At 38.0% G+C, this 24,091-nt stretch carries 24 protein-coding genes; 8 read left to right on the forward strand and 16 right to left on the reverse strand.

Features of this window, described 5'->3' with window-relative positions:
- Positions 1–68 precede the first annotated feature (68 nt).
- Positions 69–1,091, forward strand: coding sequence for a nuclease-related domain-containing protein (locus CWR48_RS01575; RefSeq protein WP_115771279.1), 1,023 nt, complete (start codon positions 69–71; stop codon positions 1,089–1,091).
- A 474-nt stretch (positions 1,092–1,565) separates the two neighbouring features.
- Here CWR48_RS01575 and CWR48_RS01580 read toward each other — a convergent pair whose 3' ends face one another.
- Genes CWR48_RS01580 through CWR48_RS01610 form a run of 7 tightly spaced genes read right to left on the reverse strand, consistent with a single transcriptional unit; the run spans position 1,566 to position 7,350 of the window.
- Positions 1,566–1,937, reverse strand: a complete 372-nt coding sequence (locus CWR48_RS01580; protein WP_115771280.1) for a Na+/H+ antiporter subunit G — start codon at positions 1,935–1,937, stop codon at positions 1,566–1,568.
- Positions 1,915–2,199, reverse strand: coding sequence for a Na(+)/H(+) antiporter subunit F1 (locus CWR48_RS01585; protein WP_115771281.1), 285 nt, complete (start codon positions 2,197–2,199; stop codon positions 1,915–1,917). The genes CWR48_RS01580 and CWR48_RS01585 overlap by 23 nt, the downstream gene beginning before the upstream one ends.
- On the reverse strand, positions 2,199–2,681 hold the full coding sequence (locus CWR48_RS01590; RefSeq protein ID WP_115771282.1) for a Na+/H+ antiporter subunit E: 483 nt from the start codon (positions 2,679–2,681) through the stop codon (positions 2,199–2,201). The genes CWR48_RS01585 and CWR48_RS01590 overlap by 1 nt, the downstream gene beginning before the upstream one ends.
- 32 nt (positions 2,682–2,713) lie before the next feature.
- Positions 2,714–4,195: a Na+/H+ antiporter subunit D gene (locus CWR48_RS01595; protein WP_115771283.1), complete on the reverse strand. Its 1,482-nt coding sequence runs from the start codon at positions 4,193–4,195 to the stop codon at positions 2,714–2,716.
- A complete protein-coding gene (locus CWR48_RS01600; RefSeq protein ID WP_115771284.1) occupies positions 4,188–4,526 on the reverse strand; it encodes a Na(+)/H(+) antiporter subunit C in 339 nt (112 codons plus the stop codon). The genes CWR48_RS01595 and CWR48_RS01600 overlap by 8 nt, the downstream gene beginning before the upstream one ends.
- Before the next feature lie 3 nt (positions 4,527–4,529).
- On the reverse strand, positions 4,530–4,952 hold the full coding sequence (locus CWR48_RS01605) for a Na(+)/H(+) antiporter subunit B (RefSeq protein ID WP_115771285.1): 423 nt from the start codon (positions 4,950–4,952) through the stop codon (positions 4,530–4,532).
- On the reverse strand, positions 4,939–7,350 hold the full coding sequence (locus CWR48_RS01610) for a Na+/H+ antiporter subunit A (protein ID WP_211316667.1): 2,412 nt from the start codon (positions 7,348–7,350) through the stop codon (positions 4,939–4,941). Before CWR48_RS01610 ends, CWR48_RS01605 begins: the two co-directional genes overlap by 14 nt.
- A 753-nt stretch (positions 7,351–8,103) precedes the next feature.
- Here CWR48_RS01610 and CWR48_RS01615 point away from each other — a divergent pair.
- On the forward strand, positions 8,104–8,784 hold the full coding sequence (locus CWR48_RS01615) for an adenine nucleotide alpha hydrolase family protein (RefSeq protein ID WP_115771287.1): 681 nt from the start codon (positions 8,104–8,106) through the stop codon (positions 8,782–8,784).
- A 110-nt stretch (positions 8,785–8,894) separates the two neighbouring features.
- Here the strand turns inward: CWR48_RS01615 and CWR48_RS01620 are convergent, their stop codons facing one another.
- From CWR48_RS01620 to CWR48_RS01635, 4 genes are all read right to left on the reverse strand, one after another.
- Positions 8,895–9,494 carry a response regulator transcription factor gene (locus tag CWR48_RS01620; RefSeq protein WP_115771288.1) on the reverse strand — a complete coding sequence of 200 codons (600 nt, stop codon included), beginning with the start codon at positions 9,492–9,494 and terminating at the stop codon, positions 8,895–8,897.
- A 42-nt stretch (positions 9,495–9,536) separates the two neighbouring features.
- Positions 9,537–10,655, reverse strand: coding sequence for a sensor histidine kinase (locus CWR48_RS01625; protein WP_115771289.1), 1,119 nt, complete (start codon positions 10,653–10,655; stop codon positions 9,537–9,539).
- Positions 10,656–10,756: 101 nt separating this feature from the next.
- Complete coding sequence (gene desA / locus CWR48_RS01630; protein ID WP_115771290.1) at positions 10,757–11,809, reverse strand: Delta(5) desaturase DesA; 1,053 nt, start codon at positions 11,807–11,809, stop codon at positions 10,757–10,759.
- A 239-nt stretch (positions 11,810–12,048) separates the two neighbouring features.
- Positions 12,049–12,729, reverse strand: a complete 681-nt coding sequence (locus tag CWR48_RS01635) for a phosphoribosylaminoimidazolesuccinocarboxamide synthase (protein ID WP_115771291.1) — start codon at positions 12,727–12,729, stop codon at positions 12,049–12,051.
- Positions 12,730–12,869: 140 nt separating this feature from the next.
- On the opposite strand from CWR48_RS01635, the gene CWR48_RS01640 reads away from it, so the two are divergent.
- Positions 12,870–13,490: an NUDIX hydrolase gene (locus CWR48_RS01640; RefSeq protein WP_115771292.1), complete on the forward strand. Its 621-nt coding sequence runs from the start codon at positions 12,870–12,872 to the stop codon at positions 13,488–13,490.
- A gap of 156 nt (positions 13,491–13,646) precedes the next feature.
- On the opposite strand, the gene CWR48_RS01645 is transcribed toward CWR48_RS01640, so the two are convergent.
- The 3 genes from CWR48_RS01645 to CWR48_RS01655 all read right to left on the reverse strand — a co-directional run bounded on the left by CWR48_RS01645 (position 13,647) and on the right by CWR48_RS01655 (position 17,612).
- Positions 13,647–14,414 (reverse strand): formate/nitrite transporter family protein, encoded by a 768-nt coding sequence (locus CWR48_RS01645; protein ID WP_115771293.1) that lies wholly within the window; start codon positions 14,412–14,414, stop codon positions 13,647–13,649.
- A 20-nt stretch (positions 14,415–14,434) separates the two neighbouring features.
- Complete coding sequence (locus tag CWR48_RS01650) at positions 14,435–15,403, reverse strand: L-lactate dehydrogenase (RefSeq protein ID WP_115771294.1); 969 nt, start codon at positions 15,401–15,403, stop codon at positions 14,435–14,437.
- 280 nt (positions 15,404–15,683) lie between these two features.
- Entirely contained in the window at positions 15,684–17,612 is a 1,929-nt protein-coding gene (locus CWR48_RS01655; RefSeq protein WP_115771295.1) for an ATP-dependent DNA helicase, read from the reverse strand.
- Positions 17,613–17,826: 214 nt separating this feature from the next.
- On the opposite strand from CWR48_RS01655, the gene CWR48_RS01660 reads away from it, so the two are divergent.
- The 5 genes from CWR48_RS01660 (at position 17,827) to CWR48_RS01680 (ending at position 22,291) form a co-directional block, all read left to right on the forward strand.
- Positions 17,827–19,053, forward strand: a complete 1,227-nt coding sequence (locus tag CWR48_RS01660; RefSeq protein WP_115771296.1) for an MFS transporter — start codon at positions 17,827–17,829, stop codon at positions 19,051–19,053.
- A gap of 290 nt (positions 19,054–19,343) precedes the next feature.
- Positions 19,344–20,801: a sensor histidine kinase gene (locus CWR48_RS01665; protein ID WP_115771297.1), complete on the forward strand. Its 1,458-nt coding sequence runs from the start codon at positions 19,344–19,346 to the stop codon at positions 20,799–20,801.
- A complete protein-coding gene (locus CWR48_RS01670; RefSeq protein WP_115771298.1) occupies positions 20,794–21,486 on the forward strand; it encodes a response regulator transcription factor in 693 nt (230 codons plus the stop codon). The genes CWR48_RS01665 and CWR48_RS01670 overlap by 8 nt, the downstream gene beginning before the upstream one ends.
- Before the next feature lie 88 nt (positions 21,487–21,574).
- Positions 21,575–22,069, forward strand: a complete 495-nt coding sequence (locus CWR48_RS01675; protein ID WP_115771299.1) for a hypothetical protein — start codon at positions 21,575–21,577, stop codon at positions 22,067–22,069.
- A gap of 12 nt (positions 22,070–22,081) precedes the next feature.
- Positions 22,082–22,291 carry an SHOCT domain-containing protein gene (locus CWR48_RS01680; RefSeq protein ID WP_115771300.1) on the forward strand — a complete coding sequence of 70 codons (210 nt, stop codon included), beginning with the start codon at positions 22,082–22,084 and terminating at the stop codon, positions 22,289–22,291.
- 598 nt (positions 22,292–22,889) lie between these two features.
- Here the strand turns inward: CWR48_RS01680 and CWR48_RS01685 are convergent.
- Positions 22,890–23,534 carry a LytTR family DNA-binding domain-containing protein gene (locus CWR48_RS01685; RefSeq protein WP_115771301.1) on the reverse strand — a complete coding sequence of 215 codons (645 nt, stop codon included), beginning with the start codon at positions 23,532–23,534 and terminating at the stop codon, positions 22,890–22,892.
- A 45-nt stretch (positions 23,535–23,579) separates the two neighbouring features.
- Positions 23,580–24,053 carry a PaaI family thioesterase gene (locus CWR48_RS01690; RefSeq protein WP_115771302.1) on the reverse strand — a complete coding sequence of 158 codons (474 nt, stop codon included), beginning with the start codon at positions 24,051–24,053 and terminating at the stop codon, positions 23,580–23,582.
- Positions 24,054–24,091: the final 38 nt, after the last annotated feature.

Below are 24,091 nucleotides of genomic sequence, written 5' to 3' on the forward strand. Positions count from 1 at the left end.
GAAATAAAAAGGATTTACTCACCTTTTGTAGAATCTAGTTATAAATACAAATATAGGAGTGAAGTTTATTGTTAAAAAAGTATAGAACAAAACCATATACGGTCTTATGTTATGAGGCATTATATAGGAGACTAAAGGACAATTACCGAAACAATAAGGTTCTTAACCAGGAATACCTAAATTATATTACGGGTTATCGCGGAGAACAAACAGTTGATTATAAATTAAGCACTTATCCACATAAAAACTTCTACATATATCACGACCTTCGATTAAAGATTAACCACAATTACTTCCAAATTGATACTCTACTTCTCTCCAGCAAATTCATTATCATTCTTGAAATTAAAAATTGGAGAGGTGAACTAAATTATAATTCTGATTTAAATCATATAACGCAAACTTTTAATAATGTAGAAAAGGGCTATCAAAACCCAATTTCACAAGTCCTTTCACATGAAGTGCAACTGAATTCCTGGTTACAAGCCACTTCTGTTTTTGGAATACCTATCGAATCCCTCGTAGTGATTAGCAATCCCACAACAATTTTGAAAAACAATCAGAACGATCCAACCTTTTATAGTAAAGTAATCTATGCCGATAATTTGATTTCAAAGATTAATGAATTTAATAGTAAATACACGAAGAACGTGGTAAACAAGCAAATGTTAAATAAGATAAATGAAGCATTGCTAAAAGGTAATATAGATTATAGACCAGATGTAATCCAACAGTTTAATTTGAATGACAATCACTTTATAAGAGGAGTCCAGTGTGATCATTGCGGAAGCTATCCCATGGTTCGAGCATATAAAACTTGGAAATGTAACGAGTGCTTATATACAAATCCAACAGCACATGTGAGACCATTACTTGACTATTTTCTACTTCATAAACCTACGATAACCAATAGCGAATGCAGAGCCTATCTTCAATTAGATTCACTGAAGAACGCATATACCCTTCTAAATTCCATGGACCTCACTTACACTGGAAAAAATAAAGCCAGAAAATATCATGCACCAAAGTTAGCTGATTTTCCGCAAAATTCGTTCGTCCCAAATAAGAAAAGGGTAAGATTAGATCTGTAAAAGTAAGATGTGCAGACTAATATGGGAGCTGCTAAGAGCTACTCTCGTATTAGTCTTTAAATATTCAGCTGATGATACTTTTGGGTTTGTGGTGATTTCTCTTTCTCCTGCCAATATCCCAGCGCTCATGCTGATTTAACTTTTCTCCTGCCGATATCCCAGCGCTCATGCTGATATAACTTTTCTCATGCCGATATTCCTGCCCTCATGCTGATATAACTTTTCTCCTGCCGATATTCCCGCACTCGTGCTGATTTATTTTTTCTCATGACGATATTCCTGCGCTCATGCTGATTTATTTTTTCTCATGCCAATATTCCAGCGCTCGTGCTGATATATTTTTTCTCATGACGATATTCCAGCGCTCGTGCTGATATATTCTTTCTCATGCCAATATTCCAGCGCTCGTGCTGATAATCTTCCACCCTCTACTTTCAAAAACCAAAAAAGGAAAGCAGACTACCCAAAAATAGTCTACTTCCCTTCACTTCGTTCTTTTTCATTTAATACATCTGCTAATTCGTCCTCTATCGTTGTATCTGCTAGTTTTACCTTTGCACGGTATGCGGCGCGGGTGATGAGATGTCCTGCTACAGGTGAAGTGATAAACACGAATATAATTCCTAGTAGGAGGCGCACGCTGACGAAACCTATCGTTGTTACAAAATAAAGGAAGGCACCTAGAAGTGTTAATAATACTGCTAATGTTGAACTCTTTGTCCCAGCATGGGAGCGTGTGTATATATCCGGAAAACGAATAATCCCAATCGCACTAATGACAGCCATGATAGCACCTATCAACATGAAGAGTACTGCGATAAACTCAGCTATCGTGCTTACGTTCAATAATAACACCCCTCTCGATGTATTTAGAGAAAGCAATCGTACTTATAAACGATAATATTGCTAATATAAGAATTACCTCCAGAAACGCCGTCGTGTGAAATAATACCGAGATAATTGCAATGGCTGACACAAGGTGAACCCCAATCATATCTAATGCAATGACACGATCTGGTAAGCTTGGACCAATGATAATTCGATAAAGAGAGATAAGAATCGCAACCCCGAATAATACAAGTGCAGCTGATAGCATGATGTTAATCATTACCTTGTCACCTCCATAATTGCCTTTTCGAATTTACTCAGTGAGCGTAATAACATTTCCTTCGATTCTTCTACATCCATCCCATGAATGTAGAAGGTGTCCCCCTTTGGAGTCACCTCTATGACGACTGAACCAGGCGTCAAGGTTAGAAGCATTGCGAGTGCAGTAACTTCCACATCACTTTCCAATATCGTTTCATATTTGAATATCCCTGGTTTAATGCGAATTTTTGGGCTTAGAATATGTTTTAGCACAAGATAACTGGACTGAATTAATTCAGAGATAAAAATCAAGAGTAATTTTAAAAAGGCGTAGAAACGACCTAGATAAAATCGTTCACCAAAGAATCGATGCATTAAATAAACAATTCCTATTCCGACAATATATCCTGTGACAAATGTCGTAAACTTGAAGTAATCCTCATCCTGGAACAGCGTCCATAAAAAGGCGATAAACAAATTCGTTAAAAACTGAGCTGGCATAACATACTCCCTCCCTCATCATATCAATCGGATCACTTATCATACAATACCGCATCAATATATACATCTGGATTTATTAAGGTATTTGCCGCATCACTTACATATGGTGCTAATGCTTCTGCACCTAGCCCTAGTGCAATTGTCGCTATTGCAAGCAACACACAAGGAATGATCCACCCCTTTTTCATCGGTATTTCATCCTCAAAGCTAATCATCGTTTCTCCCCAGAAGCAATTTAGGAAAATACGAAGTAGTGAATAAAGGACGACAATACTAGATATAAAGGCTAGTGCCAGTAATAGATAGGAACCTGTTTCCACTGCACCTTGACCAATTAATACTTTCCCAATAAACCCACTCAAAGGCGGAATACCGGAAAGTGAAATCATCACAATAAAGAATATCCATCCGAATAACGGATAATTTCGAATGAGTCCGCTCATTTCATCCATGTTAGCTGAGCCTGCTACTTTAATCATGGTACCGGCAAGTAAGAATAATAATGCCTTCACGATCATATCATGCATCAAATAATAGATGGATCCTTCTAATGCTGCTTGTGTACCAACAGCTAATCCTACAAGGATAAAACCAACACCAATGACAACATTATAAGAAACGATTTGCCGGATATCTTTAAAGGCAACGGCACCAATACTCCCGCCAATTAAGGTTATCCCTGCTAGAATACCGATAATCGTATGTGTAAATTCTGGTTCATGATAAAAGAATAATGTAAAGACACGGATAATAGCATAAATCCCTACTTTCGTAAGCAATGCACCAAATAATGCAGCAACCGCAGTCGGTGGCGTGCTATATGAACCGGGAAGCCAATAATAAAGCAAGAGTCCGGATTTCAAGGCAAAAACGGTCAGAAACACCATACTAATTCCGGTTAATAGAGGTGTTTGCCCAGATTCTGCAATACGTTCAGAAATATGTGCCATATTAAGTGTCCCAATTGAACCGTATAAATAGGCAATTGCAATCAAGAAGAACCAGGATGAGAGCACGTTTATCACAACATATTTTATTGACTCCCGTAATTGCACCTTTTTCCCGCCAAGGGCGACCAATACATAAGATGCTAATAACATTACTTCAAAATTAACATAGAGATTGAATAGATCCCCCGTTAAGAAGGAACCGTTTACCCCAGCAATCAAAAAGCTAACGAATGAATAAAAGAACATATTCTCATGTGCTTTGCCAATCGATGAAAATGCATAGAGCAAACAGATGGCAGCAACAATGCTTGTCGTTAACACAAGAATAATGGAGAAGGAGTCCGCTACAAATAGAATCCCAAATGGCGGCTCCCAGCCCCCAAAGTCTAATCGAAGAATTCCCTCTTCCTGAATTCGATTTAATAAATAGATGGAAATCCCAATATTTATCAGCATGACACCGAGACTGATGCCACGTTGGATTTTGATATGTTTGCGGAAAAAAATGAGAATAATTCCAGCGAGAACAGGGAGAGCCATCGGTAGTACAAGTATATTATTCATGCTTATTCCCTCTCAGTTCATCTAAGGTATCTGTTCCCGTTTCTTGGTATGTTCGATAAGCCAATACTAGCGATAAAGCCGTTACAGCAAAACCTATTACGATAGAAGTTAGAATGAGTGCCTGTGGGAGCGCATCTACATATGGCCCATGATCTTTCCCTATTAACGGAACCTCACCCTCTTTTAATCCACCCATTGTCATGATCATTAAATGTGCAGCATGTGAAAGAATGGCAGTACCTAAAATGACGCGTATAACGCTTTTTGATAAGAGCAAATAAGTTGCTACAGTTACTAAAACCCCTGCTAGGATGGTGATTAACGTTTCCATAGATTACACATCCTCACTAATACTTAAAATAATCGTTACAACAACACCCACAACGACTAATGCTACACCCAATTCAAAGATTGTAACGGTCGTTAATTCCACTTCCCCGAAAAAAGGAAGATTAAAATAGCCAAAAGCTTGGGTAAGGAATGGCACATCAAATACGAATGATCCAAATCCAGTACCAACAGCTAGAAACGCACCAAGTGCCGCTACTTTTTTAAAATCAAAGGGGAGGGCTTTTTGAATGGTTTCAATATCATAGACAATAAATAACAATACAAAAGCAGTGGAAAGGACAAGCCCACCAATAAAACCTCCGCCGGGGCTATTGTGACCTGCTAGAAACAAATATACCGCTAACGTTAAAATAATATAAATGACGACCTTCGTGACCGTCTTTAAGATAACATTATTTATTTTCAAGCTCTTCCTCCCCCTTTCTAGCTTTTAATTTGATTAGTGTAAAGACACCAATTCCAGCTATTAGGAGTACAACGACTTCGAGCATCGTATCAAATCCACGGAAATCACTTAAAATCGCATTTACAATATTTTTTGCTCCTACAAGTTCATATGAATTTTCAAAGAAGCCCGAGATCGATTCAAATAGTTTCTCATTTTGAACCGCCAATGCTACAACGACAAAAATTGCACCTACCAAAACTGAAATCAATAAATTGACGCTTTTCGTCTTCCTTGAAGAATTCTCCTTTTGCCAGTCCGGCAAGAAATAATAGGCTACTAGGAAGAGTACGGTTGTCACTGTTTCAACAACTGTTTGAGTCAGCGCTAGATCTGGTGCTCGCAATAAGACAAAGAAAAGAGCCACACCATAACCAATAACACCATTCAATAAAATAGCAGTCAGCCTTGATTTTGCAAAAATGATCGCAATTGACCCGACAACCATCGTAATTGCAATGAACCAATCAATTGCATCAATCGGTGCATTACCAGCAATATCGAAATTAAGTGCTCCTGTGTAAATCAATGTACCGCCAACAACAATAATAAAGAATAAATAAATATACACGAGATAATCGCGAAGATATCCTGTCATATAGAAATTCGTTATTTTATTTGAACTGGTCTCGACGGTTTCAAGTACGGCATTATATAACGAATCAAATGACCAGCTTTCTGGAAGTAATGCATAAATTCTTTTCCAGTACTTTAATGAAATAAATAATAAAGTCCCAACAACAACAACACCAATCGTCATTATTAATTCTGGTGTAAATCCATGCCATGCAGATATCGTCACACCAAGATCTGCCTCTGCTGCAAACGCTGGAAAGATACTAGCCATTGCTGGAACGATCAAATAATCGCCAAGTACATTTGGGAAGAAGAAAATGGCAATTACAAGTACCGCTAAAATAATAGGTGCAATCAACATTCCAACTGGAGCCTCATGTGCAGGATGTTCCAGCCTTTCCTCCTGATACTTGCCAAGAAAGGTCTTAAAGACGACAATCATACAATAAATAAAGGTAAATACACTAGCAACCCATGCTAAAACCGGGAGCAGCGTGCCCCATGCCTCCAAGGAGAATATGTTTGCCTCCCTAATATTTAAAACAGAGGTAAAGAACATTTCCTTACTTAAAAAACCATTAAAAGGCGGCAATCCTGCCATAGAAAAGCTGCCAATCATCGCAATGGTAAAAGTGATTGGCATATACGTTGCGAGCCCACCAAGACGGCGAATATCCCGTGTTCCAACACCATGGTCAATGATTCCAACAACCATGAATAAGGCACTTTTAAATGTCGCATGGTTAATTAAATGGAATAACGCTGCAAATGTTGCTTGTGTATAGACAACAGAATCTGCTGAATAGCCATTATTTAAGGCAGCAGACCCCATGCCAAACATGCTCATAATCATCCCAAGCTGACTAATCGTTGAGTAGGCAAGTAATGCTTTAAGATCTGTTTGGCGAACTGCTGTAAACGAGCCCCAGAACATCGTAACCAAACCAACTACAGTAACAAGCCAGAACCAAAGCCCTTCCCCACCAAATACAGGCGTAAAACGAGCTACTAAGTATAGACCCGCATTAACCATCGTTGCGGAGTGTAAATAGGCACTAACAGGCGTAGGTGCCTCCATCGCACTAGGCAACCATATGTGAAATGGAAATTGCGCTGACTTCGTAAATGCGCCAAGTAAAATTAGTAGCATCGCCGGGATGAATAAGGTATGATCATAGAAATCCGGGATAATTGCGATAATTTCACGGAAACTAAACGACCCTGTAATGTTTCCAATCATAATAAATCCAGCAAGCATCGAGAACCCACCACTTACCGTAATAAGCAATGCCTTCTGTGCGCCTTCCCTTGACCTTTTCCGTTGAAACCAGAAGGCAATTAACAAGAAGGAAGAAATACTCGTTAATTCCCAAAACACATATAAGACCATAATATTATCCGAGAAGATAACACCGAGCATTGCTCCCATAAACAGCATTAAGTAACAATAAAAGTGCTTCAAAGATTCGTTTTCATTTAAATAATAGATGGAATATACAATTACTAATGCCCCTATCCCTGTTATAATAAGGCCAAAAATTAAACTAAGCCCATCTAAGTAACTAGAAAAATTAATACCATAAGAAGGAATCCAATTAATTGTATGTAAATAGGTTGCCCCATTCGCAATGTTTGGGATATAACGAACTAGGAATATAAACAAAATAATGGGTATTAGTAATACGAACCAGCCGATATGTATTCTTGATACCCTTTTTTGTAAAAAGAGTATTAGTGCAGCTGCTATAAAGGGGATAATAATTAGTAAATTGACAGATACCAAAATCAAACCTCCATTTCTTATCGTGAAGTACTTCGCGAAATTATCCAATTGAAGCAAGTAGGACTTGATTTCACAGTTGAATAGGTATACAATTTTTACTCTGCATGAATTCAATGACTGCATTAGAAAGGACCTGCAGCGATTAATTGGGTTACTTTTATGGATTGAAATAGAAATCAAACATAGTTAAACGGAATTAACATATTAGAATTCCTCGCATAAATATACTTAAGAATACGAATAGATAAACCTTATCTATATACTTCCCAAGCTATTCTTAATTATAGGCAAAATATTATATTGTAGAATTACCATTTTAGTTGATTAACCAAGAGGGAACTTTGAATGATTCTAGTTCAGTGGATAAAATCGAGTGTAAAAATCAATATATAATTTCGTTTAAAATGATATCATTCGCATTTAATATGCTTTTACACATTATTAATTATAACGCAAATTATACTTCAATGCACATCTGACAGCTGAGAAATGGATTTCAGCTTAGAATAATGCTTACTTATTAGGTGTATTCCATAAATTAATCATTATCTATGGCAATTAATGAAAGGATGGCTTATGCTATAGGTGACTAAGGTTTACGCGTTATTCTTAATTGCCATTTTTTTGATGAAATTATTTTCAAAATAAGGGTTCACGAAATCAAAATAACATGTTAAACTGATACAGTTTAAAGCATAGGTTACCTATTATATAAAACGAGTATATGAAAATTCAAGAGGTGAAGTTACCGTCATGAGGAAAATAAAAGGTCGGATGGATGAAAGCATCCTAGTTTGTGTGTACTATGGTCCAAACGGCGAAAGACTAATCAGGCGCGGTCATAAATTAGCTCAAATCATGGATTGTCCTTTATATGTATTAACAGTAGATGCACTGCCCTATGATGAATTCGACGCAGAAAAGTCAGGGTATGTTGAACGATGGAAAGAATTATGTGATGAATTAGATGTGGAAGAATTTATTATTCGTGATAATGAAAAGCGTTCTTCTGTCAAAGCCATTGCAGAGGTCGCACATAATCACAACATTACACAAATTATTGTTGGACAAAGCCCACAGAATAGATGGGAAGAGATAACAAAAGGTTCCTTTGTCAATGTATTATTACGCGAAATGACCTTTATCGATATTCATCTTGTTTCCGTTGATCGTACCATTAAGAGTGAAGAAGACATTTTATTTGAGAAGGGTGTACGTGGCTTCTTAAAAAAGGATGAAGACCGTTACCGACTAAGCTTTACAAGATCGAATCAAAACCTCTATGAAGGTATTTTTTATAAAGAAATTGGAACGGATTTTAATAATGGTGTATTTAAATTTATTAATAACACTGGAAAAACTTGTCAAATACACATTACCGAAGATATCGCTACAGGAAAAATGAAAGAACCGCCGAATGTAAAGGAAAAGTGACATTCGTTCGATATAAATGATGAATAAACCCATGGAAAGCGGTTTTGCTATCCATGGGTTTATTTTTGAGGGTGCCTGTCACTCCCCGAAGTTTGTCGAATGCAATGCTATTATTTAAACCAACCTTTTTCTTTAAATCTCGAAATAGCTGCAATCCGATTACTAACATTAAGTTTGTCTAATATAATGGAAACATAATTTCTTACCGTGCCATTCGTAAGATATAGTTCATTGGCAATTTCTTTCGTATTTTTCCCATCGGCAATGAGTTTGATAATTTGTTCCTCCCGTTCAGTTAACGGGCTCTCCTCCTCATATGCCATATCGATTAATTCGGGGGCATATACTTTTCGACCATCCATAATAATCCGAATCGAATTCGCCAATTCCTCGCTCGGACTATCCTTCAGCAAATAGCCACTAACACTTGCTTTCCGAGCACGTTCAAAATATCCTGTTCTAGCAAAGGTGGTTAAAATGATGATTTTACAAGCGTCATGTATCAATTCTTCTGCCACATCGAGTCCACTTTTCACTGGCATCTCAATATCCATAATACAAATATCTGGTTGTTGCTGCTTCACAAGGGCCAGTGCCTCTTCTCCATTGCTTGCTTTACCAACAACCTCCATATCCTCTTCCAAATCAAGTAATGACCCAAGAGCACCTAGTAATAATCGCTGATCCTCTGCAATTACAATCCGAATCACATGCACCCCTCCTGATCTATCATGTGAAATAATACAGCTTGTCTAGCTTTGCTTAATAACCGTTGGGACTTTGATTGTCAGCGTCATTCCTTCAATCGATTCAATTTGTAACGTCCCGTTGACAAATTCCAGTCTTTCTCTCATCCCGTCAAGTCCATGCCCTGCAAAAGATCCCAGTTTATCACGTATGCCAATTCCATTATCCGCAACAATAATGGTCACCTCGCTTGCTGACTGCTGAAGGATAATTTTGCAGAAGGTTGCCTTGCTATGTTTCACAACATTTGTCACTGCTTCCTTCAAGCACATTCCTAACATATTTTCAACGAATACAGGAATCTCAATCTGATTTGGATTCCCATCTAAACTATACTTCACTTGGGCTGCCTCGAAAACTTGTTGTACTCGAATTAGCTCATCAACTAACCTTGCACTTTTCATTGTTGATACGATTTCACGAACTTCCTTTAATGCTGTTCTTGCAGTTTGATTAATGTCGTTCAATTCTAGTTTTGTTCTTGCTATATCTCTATCCACTAACTTGCCCGCCAAATCACTTTTCAAGCCAATTAAAGAGAGCTTCTGCCCCAGTGTATCATGTAAATCCCGAGCAATTCGTTGCCGTTCTTCCATAATCATCAACTTTGCAATCCGCTCATTTGCATCTTCCAATTGAAGTTCCAGTTTTTCCCGTTTGACTCGGTTATACATCTCGAATGGCAGTAGAATGACGCCAATAATACAAAGAATAATGAAAGGGATTTGCGAGATGAAGAGCTGCTCCTGAATGAAGAACCCTGCCCCAACCGCAAGAACCGTCGTAACAAGATGGACAATATACAGCGCAATAAAGCCTGCCCTATTTTGAATATTACCGATGAAAAACGCTAGAAATAAGGAAAAGTAGACATAGCCAAAATAGAGGGTCATGCCAATGCTTATTGCCATTTCTATTCCTACCGATACATAAACAGTCCAACCTTTTTTAATAAATGCTAAGCGATAGGTAGTAAAAAATAAAAGAATCATTACAATTCCAATCATAATCTCAGCTAGTGTTGATGATTTAAATATAAAATAGAAAGGAAGTAGGCAAAATGCAATCCATGCAAAGAGGCTAATTCCTGTCTTTTTTGGGAAAATATGATACCACGCGTGCATGCTTTTCCTCCCTCAAGTAAAATAGCGTCTGCTTCCTCCCAGTATAACAAAGAATAGGAAGAAAAAACCCTCAGCAAGATGAAAATCTGAGGGAATCGCTCTTATTTTTCCTGAAAGCTTGGGCGGCTCGCTTTCATCCGTACTGTAGTTCTTTTCTGCCGTTCCAGTGCTTTAAATTCCTTAAAGCTAATAAAAGATCTGCTAGCCTGATCATACAGACGGAAGCGAATTGATACTAAGCTCGATGCTAATGTGATTGTTGTTGCTTGATGTAACGGTGGTGTCAATTCATGTGCCTTTTCCAAATTATAATTTGGTACCCTTGGCGCTAAATGATGGACATGATGGTAACCAATGCTACCAGTAATCCACTCCAATACTTTCGGTAGCTTATAATACGAACTACCATCTACCGCCGCCTTTACATAATCCCATTCATCTTCATTCTCAAAATAAGAATCCTCAAACTGATGCTGTACATAGAACAACCAAATCCCTGCCGAACCAGCAATCATAAGGATCGGTAATTGAATGATTAGAAATGCTTGCCAACCTATCGTCCAAATTAAGAGTGCATAAGTGGCAATAATGGAAATGTTGATTAAATACGTGTTCAAACGCTCTTTCCGTTTCGCACCTTTTCGGTTAATCCTATTTTCGATTAAGAAAAGGTAGATTGGTCCTAAACCAAATAACACGAGTGGATTTCGGTACAAACGATATGCTAGTCTGCCCCAGAATGATGCTTCTGCATATTCATCTACTGTCATTACCCACACATCACCGGTCCCACGTTTATCTAAGTTACTACTTGTCGCATGGTGGATCGCATGGTTTCGTTTCCACTTTTCAAAAGCAAAGTGGGTAATGATCCCCGTGATCGTACCGACAATCCGATTTGCCTTACTATTTTTGAAGAAAGACATATGTGTACAATCATGAAATATAATAAAGATGCGCACGACAAATCCCGCTGCTACAATAGAGAATACGAGACTTAACCAAACGGAAACAGCTAAACTCTGATATGCAAAAAACCAAAGAAGAAAGAACGGAACAATTGAATTGATTAACTGTATAATACTTAATTTTGTATTTGAACTCGCATAAGGTGCAACGCTTTTTCTTAATTGTGCTTGTTTTTGTTTACTCATATTATCCTCCAATTTAAAGCCGTATTTCGTTACTACATAGTATAGAAGAAAATCATCTAATTTATAAGTCATAAACGTCAAGGAATGTATATGACAAATGTCATGTGCGTTGTGTCTTTTGGTTCGGATGGAGCTTTCACAGGTGAAGTCGGAGCACTCCACTTTTCTAGGCGCTTAAGAAGGTTAAGCAAACAGAAAAAGACCACTATCTACTCAAATAGATAGTGGCCATCACAAAATTATTGCAACATCATTTTTTCCAATTCCAATGGTTCAATATAGTCGCCGTTCTTGTACGCACGCATATTTCCACCAGAGATTTCATCAATTAAGAGAATTTGGTTAATTGCATCTCTGCCGAATTCTAATTTTATATCATAAAGCTCAATATCCTTTTTCGCAAGTTCATCTTTAACAACTTGGGAAATTCGCTGTGTCAACGTCTTTAATGTCTCATATTCCACGTGTGTTAGGATTCCCAACATATGTAGTGCATCATTCGAAATTGGTGGGTCTTGTCGTTCATCATCCTTTAACGTTACTTCAACAAATGCATCTAAAGCTTGGCCTTCTTCTGTATATTTACCATATCTCCTTAGAAAGCTTCCAACTGCACGGTAACGGCAGATTACTTCTAATCCTTGGCCAAACACGGATGCAGGAACAACTGTCATGGTAGATTCTTCTATGTCAGCTGCAATATAGTGTGTTGGGATACCTTTTTCCTTTAATCGCTCAAAGAAAAATTGGGTTAATTTCAATCCTGCTCTCCCAGCGCCTTCAATCGATAATCCAACAGTGTTAGCTCCTGGATCGAATACACCGTTCTCTCCTGTTACGTCATCCTTGAACTTCAGTAAAAAATTCCCGTTCTCTAATTCATATACATCTTTCGTTTTACCTGTATATAATTGTTTCAACTTTTGCACCTCTCTTGTTGGAGTTTATCATAATTATTGCATAAATCAGATGTACTGTCACTTTCTCTTTTTTGTAATAAAATTTATTAATTGGTATTTCAGATACAGAGACTTGTATAATAGTATTAGGGGGTGACAAGTTGGATGTATTAGATATCATTAATAAATTGAAGGACAGAGTACCATCTATTCTCGGTTATGAACAACTTCGAAAATCTGCTGTACTCATTCCTTTAGTAGAGATAGAAAACGAAACACATATATTATTCGAGGTCAGATCAATGGAACTTCGGAGTCAGCCTGGCGACATCTGTTTTCCAGGTGGAAGAATTGACCTAGATGATCCAGAACCTAGGTATTGTGCAATTCGCGAAACAACAGAGGAATTAGGAATTGCAGAATCAACGATTAAAGATGTATTACCACTTGATTATGTCACAATGGATCGTGGTAGAATTATCTATCCGTTTGTTGGTCGAATAACAAATCACACACAAATGAGACCAAACCCTTCTGAGGTCAGTGAGGTATTTACTGTACCACTTGCCTATTTTCTTAATACAGAGCCGGAAAAGTACAGAGTAAATTTGCAAGTAGTCCCAGATGCGGATTTCCCTTTTGACTTAATTGTTGGCGGGGAAAATTATAACTTTCGCGAACATCCTATCGAAGAGCTGTTTTATAAATATGACAATAAAGTAATTTGGGGATTGACTGCGAAAATCTTGACTCATTTTATTGAGCTGCTTCATGAAAAATAAAAAAATCCATCCTGTAGTAAAAACGTATAGGATGGATTTTTTGTCATTTGCGATGGTCATTTGCTCTTGCATTAAAGGACCACAAGGCAGGTACTGTTTACACCATTCCCTCGCTAATATTCGACAAAAACCGGGAAGTGACAGGCACCGCTGCACTTATTCTTTATTCACATAATAATACATCATACCCATGAAGATACTGCCGCCAATCAAATTTCCGATTGTAACTGGGATGAGGTTGTGGATCATCCCACCAATAGTAACGGAGTCTGGATGCCCAAGCACGAAGGAAACCGCAAACGTGCACATATTGGCAATGCTGTGCTCATATCCAGAAATAAAGAAGCAAAAGACGAATAAAACCATTGTAAATAATTTCGGGCCATCGCCTTTAAGTGTCATTGGAATGAAAAATGCTAGACAAACGAGCCAATTACAAAGAATCCCTCTGAAAAATAATTCACTTGTAGGTGCAAGTGTTTTATTCTGTGCTACTTCAAGTAAAAATCCATTTACTGATTGATCATCAAATAGTCCCGTAGCGTAAATTAATAATGCAAAGACGAAAGCTCCAATCAAGTTACCAACATAACTGTAAGTCCATAATTTACCTACATCTTTCCACTGTAGTTTTTTCCTTAATGCCGCAAAGGTATAATAAAATGTATTGCCAGTAAATAAATCTCCTCCACCATATGCAATTAGAATGATTGCTGCACCGAATGTAACAGCTGCCATCGGATATGCAAAAGGAGACCCATCCATGTAAAAGAAGTTACCCGTTTTAAACGCAACAATGACTCCAAAACCGATAAACATACTTGCAAGCATCGATCGTAATAAATAGATAAACGCACTTTTTTGATAAATACCATATTTCTTGAGTGCTTGTTGTTCAACTTTAACAAGAGATTCCATTTCCATAAAAGATCATCTCCATCAATCTAATTCTTCACTTCTTCAAAATACGGAGCAAGGATATCTTTTAAAACATTGACACTATTATTGAAAAGCCTTTGCTCTTCATCATTTAAGTCAATTTCAATAATCTCTCTTATCCCTTTTCTATTAATGACAGCTGGTACACCTGCATACACATGATTATTTCCATATTCACCATCAAGATGTGCAGAAATAGTTAAGATAGAATTCTCGTTCTTAAAAATGGCATTCGTAATTCGAACTAATCCCATTGCAATTCCGTAATAAGTGGCGCCTTTACTTTCAATAATTTCATAGGCAGCATCGCGGGTCTTAGTGAAAATCGTGTCCAAATCAGCTTTATTATATTGCTCATTCTTCTCGATTAATTTCGAGACCGGAACTGTACCGACAGATGCAGAGCTGTAAACCGGAAGCTCACTATCTCCGTGTTCACCGATGATATATGCATGAACATTTCTCGGTGCAACGTTAAAATACTCTCCTAGTGAATAGCGAAAGCGGGCTGTATCTAAGATCGTACCTGAGCCAATGACACGTTCTTTCGGAAGTCCACTAAATTTCCATGTCGCATAAGTTAAAATGTCTACTGGATTCGTTGCAACGAGAAAGATACCATCGAATCCACTTTTCATTACCTGATCCACAATCGTTTTAAATATTTTTAAGTTCTTCTCTACTAAATCGAGTCGGGTTTCACCAGGCTTTTGATTCGCTCCAGCACAGATCACAACGATATCCATATCCGTACAGTCCCCGTAAGTACCAGAACGAATATGCATCGGGTTCGGAGCGAATACCTTTCCATGATTTAAATCTTTTACATCACCTTGTGCCTTTTTTTCATTAATATCAATCATTAGAAGTTCATTCACTGAACCTTGGTTAATTAAAGCAAATGCATAGCTTGAGCCAACAAATCCTGTTCCAATTAAAGCCACTTTGTTCACCTGGTTATTTTTCTCAAACATTATTTACCATTCCTTCCATGTCTCATTCATGAGATTATTTATATACTACAATACCCCAAAATTTCTAATTATAGCTAGGAACAAATTATTTTACTTTGTGAAATGTTTCACAAACATTTTATGCTTTTAGTATACAATGATTTATTCAAATAGGCAATAGTTTGTTCAATATTTCACAATTGTGATTTCCTGACAATAAACAGATGATGGAACATAAAACAGGTTAACTGCAAATAAGGCAACTAACCAAATGTTAGTTGCCTTAATTTCAATAGCAGCTCTACCCCTTAACTCCAACAGGCATAACTTCCTCAATCATCTCTCCATATTTCGCTTTTTCCGCTTCCGTCATCCAAATATGAATCACTCCATGATCTGAGCCTGTCCGAATTAAACGCCCAATTCCTTGGCGCATTCTTAGTAGCATATATGGTGCATCCACTTCTTGATCTGGATTTTCCGCGTGTTTTCGTTTTGCTTCGAATACCACATCTTTTGGTGGAAATGGCAGAGAAGAAATGATAACTTGTGTCAATGCCTCGCCTGGCACGTCCAAGCCTTCCCAGAGGTGATGCGTACACAGTACGGATGATTCCTCTAACTGGAACTCGCGGACCATCGCACTAATTTCCTTGTCACCTTCATACAGTAATGCAAATGGCCAGTCTTGATTATTTGCCCACTCCCTGAAGAGCTCCATCTCATTAGCAGTAGAGAATAAAATGAGCGAGCGCCCATTATTTTCCAGCAATTTATCATAAATGGTCTGCCATTTTTCTTCGGTACCAATGTCAAAATGACCCTCAATTTTCATCTGCTCATCATAATCAAATGGGGAGGCAACAGAGAAGGAATCATATGATTCTATTCCTAAGCTATTTGCTAAATAAGAGAAGTCACCGTTTTGTGCTAATGTTGCCGAAGAGAATATGAACGGAATCTTTTGCGAGAATACTTCCTGCTTTAGCACATCCTCTACTAGTCGCGGCATAATCACAAAGCTTGTCGTACTTTCATTCTCTTCCAACCAGTAAATTCCTTCATCATCTTTTAATAAAATGGATAGACCATAATCGAAGAACTCCAAATATTCCTCGATAATTTTAATATAATAATCGTCCATCGTGAATAATTCCGAATCAAAGACAAGCTGTTCTAACAATAACTGCACCTTATCATCCAAATTCTGCGCCATTTCCAGCATTGTTTTGGAATGGGGCAATTGCTTCCGATTCGATCCTTCTACATTCGTCGCGGTATTCTCTAGCAACTCAAACCACGCATCATTTAACTCCAGAATATCCTCTACTAGTAGTAAGGATTCCTCACGAATATCTTGACCCATATAGCCTGTCAACACATTCGTCAAAGTATCCAGATTATAACGATAGGTTAATCCCTTTTGTGCTGCAAATTCTAATAAATGCCCTTCATCAAAAACTACCGAACTTGCTTCTGGCAAAAGTGGCATCTGTCCTTCCCGTTTGCGTGATTCCTTCGTCCAAATATGCTCCATATAAAAGTCATGGGAACAAATAATAATGTCTGTCGCATGTCGATAATATTCCCTGTTTAATGTCTGTCCACTGCGATGGCGGAACTCACAGGTCGAGCATTGTTGTAATGGATCCCAAGCAATCTTCTCCCAAGTTTCATTCGGTACCCATGGATATTCTTTTCGGTCGCCATAACGTTCAAATGTCTTCATCGAGGTTCCCGTATCATAAACAAAGTCAGGAATCTGATCGTGCACACGTAGAATATCCTCATCATCTGTCAGATTCGCAAGTGGGTCCAGCTTCTTGACACAAACATACTGCTCCCGTGCCTTTGCTAGCCGAACATCAACTTGCAAATCTAGCGCTTTTTCTAGCTTCTCGATATCTCCGCCCTTTTTCACAAGCTGCTCGATCAAGGTTTCATCGGCACAGGATATGATCGCTGGTTTTCCTATATAACGTGCATAACAAATCGCGTACAATAAATAAACGAGTGTCTTTCCCGTTCCTACACCCGCCTCTGCAAAAATCGTACGTTTATTTTTAATCGCATTTTCCAACTGGAATGCCATGTATATTTGTTCATCTCGCAATTCAAATCCTTGTTCAGGTAAAATATCATAAAAAACATCACCAATATAATCGCCTAAACGATCAAAGAAATTCTCTGTTTTTGAAACAGTAAATGGAAGCGAACGCTTTGTGGTCATAATAAACTCCTCTTTATAAATTTCCTAAGCAAACTTATATTTTAGCATATTGAATAAATTAAACGCAAACAATAACAAGGTTATATCTTTTTTAAAAAAGTAATTGCCAAATATTGTTTCAATTGTACAATATTAAGTATAGCCACATTAAGAGGAAACTTACATCATAAGGTGCGTTATACTTCGTACGATTTAATTGAGAGAAGGTAAATTAGTGGAGAATACTAGCAATGAGAAAGTCAAGATTTTAAAAGAAAGTGAACCAATCTATTCTATTTTATTCATCATTGGAATATGCCATCTATTAAATGATTCGTTGCAGGCCGTGATTCCTGCGATGTTTCCCATTTTGGAGAGTTCACTAGGATTAACCTTCACACAGCTTGGCCTCATTGCGTTTACATTAAATATGATTTCTTCTGTTATGCAGCCATTAGTAGGAATATATACGGATAAACGCCCAATTCCCTATGCACTGCCAATCGGACTAACAAGCAGCATGTTCGGTATGATCGGGCTCGCATTAGCACCTAACTTCTTGATGATCCTTTTAAGTGTTGTCTTTATTGGTTTCGGCTCCGCTATCTTTCACCCAGAAGGATCTCGTGTTGCATATCTTGCTGCCGGAACGAAACGTGGGCTATCCCAGTCGATTTATCAGGTTGGAGGAAATGCTGGACAGGCACTCGCCCCTCTAATAACGGCATTAATCCTTGTACCACTTGGTCAGTTCGGAGCTATTTGGTTCACCTTCGTTGCTGCATTAGCTGTCATGTTTCTATCTTACATAGCGAAGTGGTATGCACGGCAAGTTAAAATTTTTAAAAGCAAGCAAAAAACTAAAACGGAACAAAAACCTAACAAAAATGTTTCTAAAGCAATCAAAGGTGCGATTATTATTCTTATCTTCATCACCTTTGCACGTACATGGTATAGTGCAGCAATTTCTAATTTCTATGCCTTTTATGTTATGGATAATTATGGGCTGACGATCGCTAACTCGCAAGTGTATATCTTTACTTTCCTAGCAATGGGTGCTGTTGGAACATTTCTTGGTGGACCTCTAGCAGATAGATTCGGTAAACGGAATATTATTCTATTCTCATTATTAGGCGCTGCACCGCTTGCACTAGCACTTCCATACGTTGGGCCAGTTATCGCTATTATTATTCTTGCAGTAACCGGAATAATGTTAATGTCCAGCTTCTCTGTCATCGTTGTTTATGCCCAAGAGCTTGTCCCAGGTAAAATTGGGACAATGTCAGGATTAATTGTTGGACTCGCATTTGGTATGGGAGCAATTGGCTCCGTTGCACTTGGTTACCTAATTGATTTATTCGGACTAACACCAACGATGATCACCATCTCACTATTACCCTTACTAGGATTTGCGGCATTCCTATTACCGACTGATGAAAAGGTGAAGGAATGGTATGCATAAATAGGCAGAAAAAAAGAAGCATATGAGATAAAGCTCATACGTTTCTTTTTTTCGTGTGTTGCAAGTTAAACATCAGTGAAAGTACCATTTCCCCAATGTTTCGAAGTAAGTCTATTCCGTAAATGTCCGATTCTGTTCAACTAACAATCAGTGGGGATGGGCATTCCCCACTGATTGAAGTTTCACTTTATAAAAAGTTTATACTTTATTCCGTGTTTGTTTAGCTATTTCAATTAAGATGAAGGATAAGGAAACAAAAATAAACAAACAGCCATCTGAAGGAGAATATTATGTCTATCCGTAAACGTCTTTTCATCTCTAACACCGCCATGATTGTATTGCCGATTTTGATAATCATGATTATCTTCATCCTATTACATATCATCTTAAGCAATGATACGAATTTCAATGGTTATGTCGGACAAGATAAAGGGCAGCCTGTAGAAGGTTCCAATATTGAACTATTTAATGAACTAAAAAAAATCGCATCATTGGAAGAGGAGAAATTACTCGATCAAGCATATATTTCAGCATTACCAGACCAATTCAATAATGACAGTACGAACATTTTAATCCGTAAAGGGACTGCACTCATGAATGGTTTTCAACCATCAAACGAAATTTCCATTGATGACCTTCCCCCATTTGGAAATGAGGGTTTTAATCAAGCAGGGGTGTGGCTTGGCAATGATCATTATTCCATTAAGCAGCATGACTTTTACTTTCAAGACGGAACGCCAGGATCTATTTTCTTATTAGATAATACGGCATCCTTTGTAAATACTATGCGAACCGTTTTTCCCTTTCTATTTGTTGGCTTAATCGTTTTACTCATACTTATCAACGTAATCCTATCCTATTTCATGTCACAAAGTATTTTGCGCCCCGTTAAACAGTTATCGGAGGCATCAACGAAAATCAGTAAAGGCGAGCTTGACTTTACAATGGGAGCAAGGGGTCGCGATGAATTGGGGCAACTTGTTCAAACGTTTGATGATATGCGGGCGCAATTGCAGGAATCCATCACATTACGTAACAAATATGAAAATAATCGAAAGGAATTAGTCGCGAATATCTCGCATGATTTAAAAACACCCATTACAACGATCATGGGCTATGTGGAAGGAATACAGGACGGTGTCGCGAATACTAACGATAAGCAAGCGCGATACCTCGACACGATTCATACGAAGGCGACCTACATGAACCGCCTAATTGAAGAGCTCTCCTTATTCTCAAAGTTAGATGTAAAGAAGGTCCCTTTTCACTTTGAATCGGTTGACATACAAGCATTCATCAAAGATTACCTTGAAGATATAGCCGATGACTTGAAGGATAAAGGGATTCAATTGTCATTATCTGGAACACTGACTTCTGCAACGGTAAAGATAGATCGTGACAAAATCATTCGTGTGTTAGAAAATATCATCTATAACAGCGTAAAATACAACAACAAATCCACTGGTAAAATTACGGTCTCTCTTACAGACGAGGGAAAAATAGTAAAAGTGATGATCTTTGATAATGGACCTGGTATTTCTCAAGCTGCGCTCACGACGATATTCCAACGATTTTACAGAATCGATCCAGCACGGAGCAAGGAAGGCAGTGGGCTCGGACTCGCAATTGCTTCACAAATTATCGAAGCACATAGTGGTACCATTTGGGCAGAGAACCTACGAACTGAAGGATTAGCAATTTACTTTACACTTAGAAAGTCAGAAGAGGACGGAGATAATCATGCCTAAGAATATACTAATCATTGAGGATGACCAGAGTATTGCAGAACTAGAGCGGGATTACCTTGAAATTGAAGGTTTCCAAGTAGAAATAGCACCCGATGGCAAAAGTGGCCTACAAGCAGCTTTAAATCATCCGAACGATCTCATTTTACTTGATGTTATGCTCCCGGAGATTAATGGATTTGATCTTTGCAAGCAAATCCGTAATGAAACCAATATCCCTATCCTGATGGTAACAGCCAAGTATGAAGATATTGACAAAATTCGGGGTCTCGGTCTAGGTGCCGATGATTATATTGTCAAGCCTTTTAGCCCAAGCGAACTAGTTGCACGTGTGAAAGCACATCTTGCTAGATATGACAGGCTCATTCATATAGAAGCAACACCTAAGGGAGAAATTCATGTCCGCGGATTACGAATAAACACCGCTTCTCGGCAGGTTTTCCTAAACGAAAAGGAGATCTCCTTTACAACAAAGGAATTCGATATGCTTACATTCTTCGCTGAACATCCAAATCAAGTTTTTTCAAAGGAGCATTTATTCGAACGTATTTGGGGATTAGAATTGATGGGTGACAACGCAACCGTAACCGTTCATATTAAGAAGATTCGTCAAAAAATCGAAAAGGATACGAGCAATCCGCAATATATTCAAACCGTTTGGGGATCGGGCTATCGGTTAATGGAATAGTTCCAAACTAAGTTTATAAAATGTTTATATTTGCTTCCAAAAGTGTTTATATCTGCTTGATATATTTAAATCAAGGTGGAGCAAAAAATTGAAATTATCGATTCGAGCAAAAAGATGGCTACTTATCACACATATCTTATTTGCCGCAATTATGTTTGGTAATATGGTAACGTTTCTCATTTTAAGTATTACGATAACAGCTTCTAATGATCCACAGCTTATTGAATCCTGTTATCAAGTAATGCTCTTACTATCCGGGTCATCGATAAGAGCATCAACCATCGGGACGACTGTTACGGGAATTCTCCTTTGCGTCTTAACGAAATGGGGATTATTCAAATTCTACTGGATTATCGTTAAAGAGGTCCTAACAATACTGCTCATTGGGATAAACATTTGGGGAATGTACTCCTGGACACTTAGGGCTCTAGATATATTTACAGTAACAGGTTTACAGATCAATCATGGGGAATTGTTGATTGGAATTAGTATTCAGTTGATCTCCCTTATCATCATTTTTACAATTTCCGTGTTCAAACCGTGGGGGATCCTGGCTAAAAAACAAAAAAACAAACTATCATAGGAGATGATTTATATGCATCATTGGGGATTCTTTCCACCATTTGGCTTCTTCTTTATTCTAATAATCGCGTTAGTCATTTCAAACATCATCATGTGGAGGCGCATACGCAAGATAAGTACGAACAGTATGTCTGACGCATTGTTTATTCTAGAAACACGTCTTGCAAAAGGTGAGATTAACACCGATGAATATAACGAAGTAAAAGAAGCGTTAAAAAAATAACTTAAAAAAAGCCGAGACCTTCTCCTCCCCCAAAGAAAAGTCTCGGCCTTAATATATAATACCCCTTTTACTAGATGTAACGAAACTACTAATTGGATATCTATTGCCCCACCAGCTGTCGCGCCGTACCATTTTCCTTATCGTTCGTATGCCATGAGAATGCATTTTCTAGCACATGAGGGGTCTGCCCTCCACGCTCAAGTGCCAGAAATAATATCATATAGCTGCTCATGGTAAGCAATAGAATCCGTTCTTTCTCTTCGTACTAGCCTCCGAAAGTCCATACACCCACATCATAGAAATCGCTTCCAAAATTACTTGATTAAATTTCCAATTTCATTTGCTGCAATAATTCAGATGTATGGGATAGATACTCACACGTATTTATTGCCTTCCACATCGCGGCCTCTTCTACTGAAAATGGTACGCCCTAGAAGCTTCTCTATTGTGTATCTCTCTTGTTAAACTATTCAATACTAGTTTAACTGATAAGAGATAATTTTTGGAAAACTTTGCTGGAAATAGAAAATAATTGATTAAAGGATACAAAATTACGGATAAAACAGCATTTTTCATCTTACATCTGTATTCAATCTATCTAAAAACCTAATAACTTTCGAAAATAACTTGAATAGGATTGACTAACTGGTATGGTTTTACCATTATTCATTTCCAAATAAAATGTCGAATGAGTATCTGGATATATGGCTTTGATCTGTTCTACATTAACAATAAAGGAACGATGACAGCGAATAAAGGATTTTCTTGGTAGTGTGTACTCAAATTCCTGTAGTGTATTAGTGTGTGTGCCAATGAATTCATTCGCATACACATGGGTTTTCCTGTCCCTCGCCTCTAAATAATTGACCATCTCAAACGGAATCGGCTTCCAGCCATCACTCACCTTGATCGTCACGACCGATCTTCCTTCCGTTAATGAAGGATAAATCGCAACAACACAGCCAGCTAATTTATTGTCTTGGTAAACAGGAACAGCCATGCCAAGATATGGAATACCGAATATGTCACGATTGATAAATTCTGACACCTTTTGTCCCGTAACAATTGCTTTGTGTGCAATCGTTCCGTCCTTAATCGAATCACCGGCTCTAATTTTCAAATCAATCCGCTTACTTGGGAGGTAATAAATATATTCACTTGTTGTGGCAACCGCAATCGATATTTCATCTGAAAATAGCTCGCCCATTAAATCCAAGAGCGAAGGAATGCTTAAATTCTCCATCATTCTACTCCTTTATCAAATTGCCCTACTTATTATTTCTACGCGTTAACCAAACGATTTCGGCATCACAACAGCATCTACTGTACCTTTTGCACATACTGTGTCATCCGCGAATACTTCTGTGTGTATTTTCCATCGTTTAGGATGCACCTCTTCTAATCTGCCAATCGCTTTTAATCGCAATCCTTGTGGGGTCGGTTTCACAAAGTCGATTGCAAGTGACGCCGTAACAAATCTAGGCGGTTCCACCTCATCACCAGGCTCATACCCATTTTTCCGGTGTAAGGCAAGTGATGCGGAACCTGTTCCATGACAATCGATTAATGAAGCAATTAGTCCACCATATACAAAACCAGGTATTGCCGTATGTTCTGGAAGCGGGGTATAAACGGTAATCGTTTTCTCACCTTGCCAGCCCGTTCTTAGATGTAAGCCATGTTCATTTAATCTTCCACAACCATAGCACCAAGCATAATCATCCGCATAGTAGTCTTGAATCGCATGTAACACGTTATCCATCTTTAGCTCACCCTTCCTTTTTTCAATTAGTATAGCAT

Source organism: Oceanobacillus arenosus (assembly GCF_003369575.1).
GTDB classification, from domain to species: domain Bacteria; phylum Bacillota; class Bacilli; order Bacillales; family Amphibacillaceae; genus Oceanobacillus; species Oceanobacillus arenosus.

Bases quoted from the DNA above. Each gene is read 5' to 3' on its own strand.
- CWR48_RS01670 (WP_115771298.1), top strand. From the start codon at position 20,794: ATGCCTAAGAATATACTAATCATTGAGGATGACCAGAGTATTGCAGAA.
- CWR48_RS01615 (WP_115771287.1), top strand. From the start codon at position 8,104: ATGAGGAAAATAAAAGGTCGGATGGATGAAAGCATCCTAGTTTGTGTG.
- CWR48_RS01665 (WP_115771297.1), top strand. From the start codon at position 19,344: ATGTCTATCCGTAAACGTCTTTTCATCTCTAACACCGCCATGATTGTA.
- CWR48_RS01655 (WP_115771295.1), bottom strand. From the start codon at position 17,612: ATGACCACAAAGCGTTCGCTTCCATTTACTGTTTCAAAAACAGAGAAT.
- CWR48_RS01645 (WP_115771293.1), bottom strand. From the start codon at position 14,414: ATGGAAATGGAATCTCTTGTTAAAGTTGAACAACAAGCACTCAAGAAA.
- CWR48_RS01685 (WP_115771301.1), bottom strand. From the start codon at position 23,534: ATGGAGAATTTAAGCATTCCTTCGCTCTTGGATTTAATGGGCGAGCTA.
- CWR48_RS01600 (WP_115771284.1), bottom strand. From the start codon at position 4,526: ATGGAAACGTTAATCACCATCCTAGCAGGGGTTTTAGTAACTGTAGCA.
- CWR48_RS01590 (WP_115771282.1), bottom strand. From the start codon at position 2,681: ATGCCAGCTCAGTTTTTAACGAATTTGTTTATCGCCTTTTTATGGACG.
- CWR48_RS01595 (WP_115771283.1), bottom strand. From the start codon at position 4,195: ATGAATAATATACTTGTACTACCGATGGCTCTCCCTGTTCTCGCTGGA.
- desA (WP_115771290.1), bottom strand. From the start codon at position 11,809: ATGAGTAAACAAAAACAAGCACAATTAAGAAAAAGCGTTGCACCTTAT.
- CWR48_RS01690 (WP_115771302.1), bottom strand. From the start codon at position 24,053: ATGGATAACGTGTTACATGCGATTCAAGACTACTATGCGGATGATTAT.
- CWR48_RS01650 (WP_115771294.1), bottom strand. From the start codon at position 15,403: ATGTTTGAGAAAAATAACCAGGTGAACAAAGTGGCTTTAATTGGAACA.
- CWR48_RS01680 (WP_115771300.1), top strand. From the start codon at position 22,082: ATGCATCATTGGGGATTCTTTCCACCATTTGGCTTCTTCTTTATTCTA.
- CWR48_RS01625 (WP_115771289.1), bottom strand. From the start codon at position 10,655: ATGCACGCGTGGTATCATATTTTCCCAAAAAAGACAGGAATTAGCCTC.
- CWR48_RS01585 (WP_115771281.1), bottom strand. From the start codon at position 2,199: ATGATTAACATCATGCTATCAGCTGCACTTGTATTATTCGGGGTTGCG.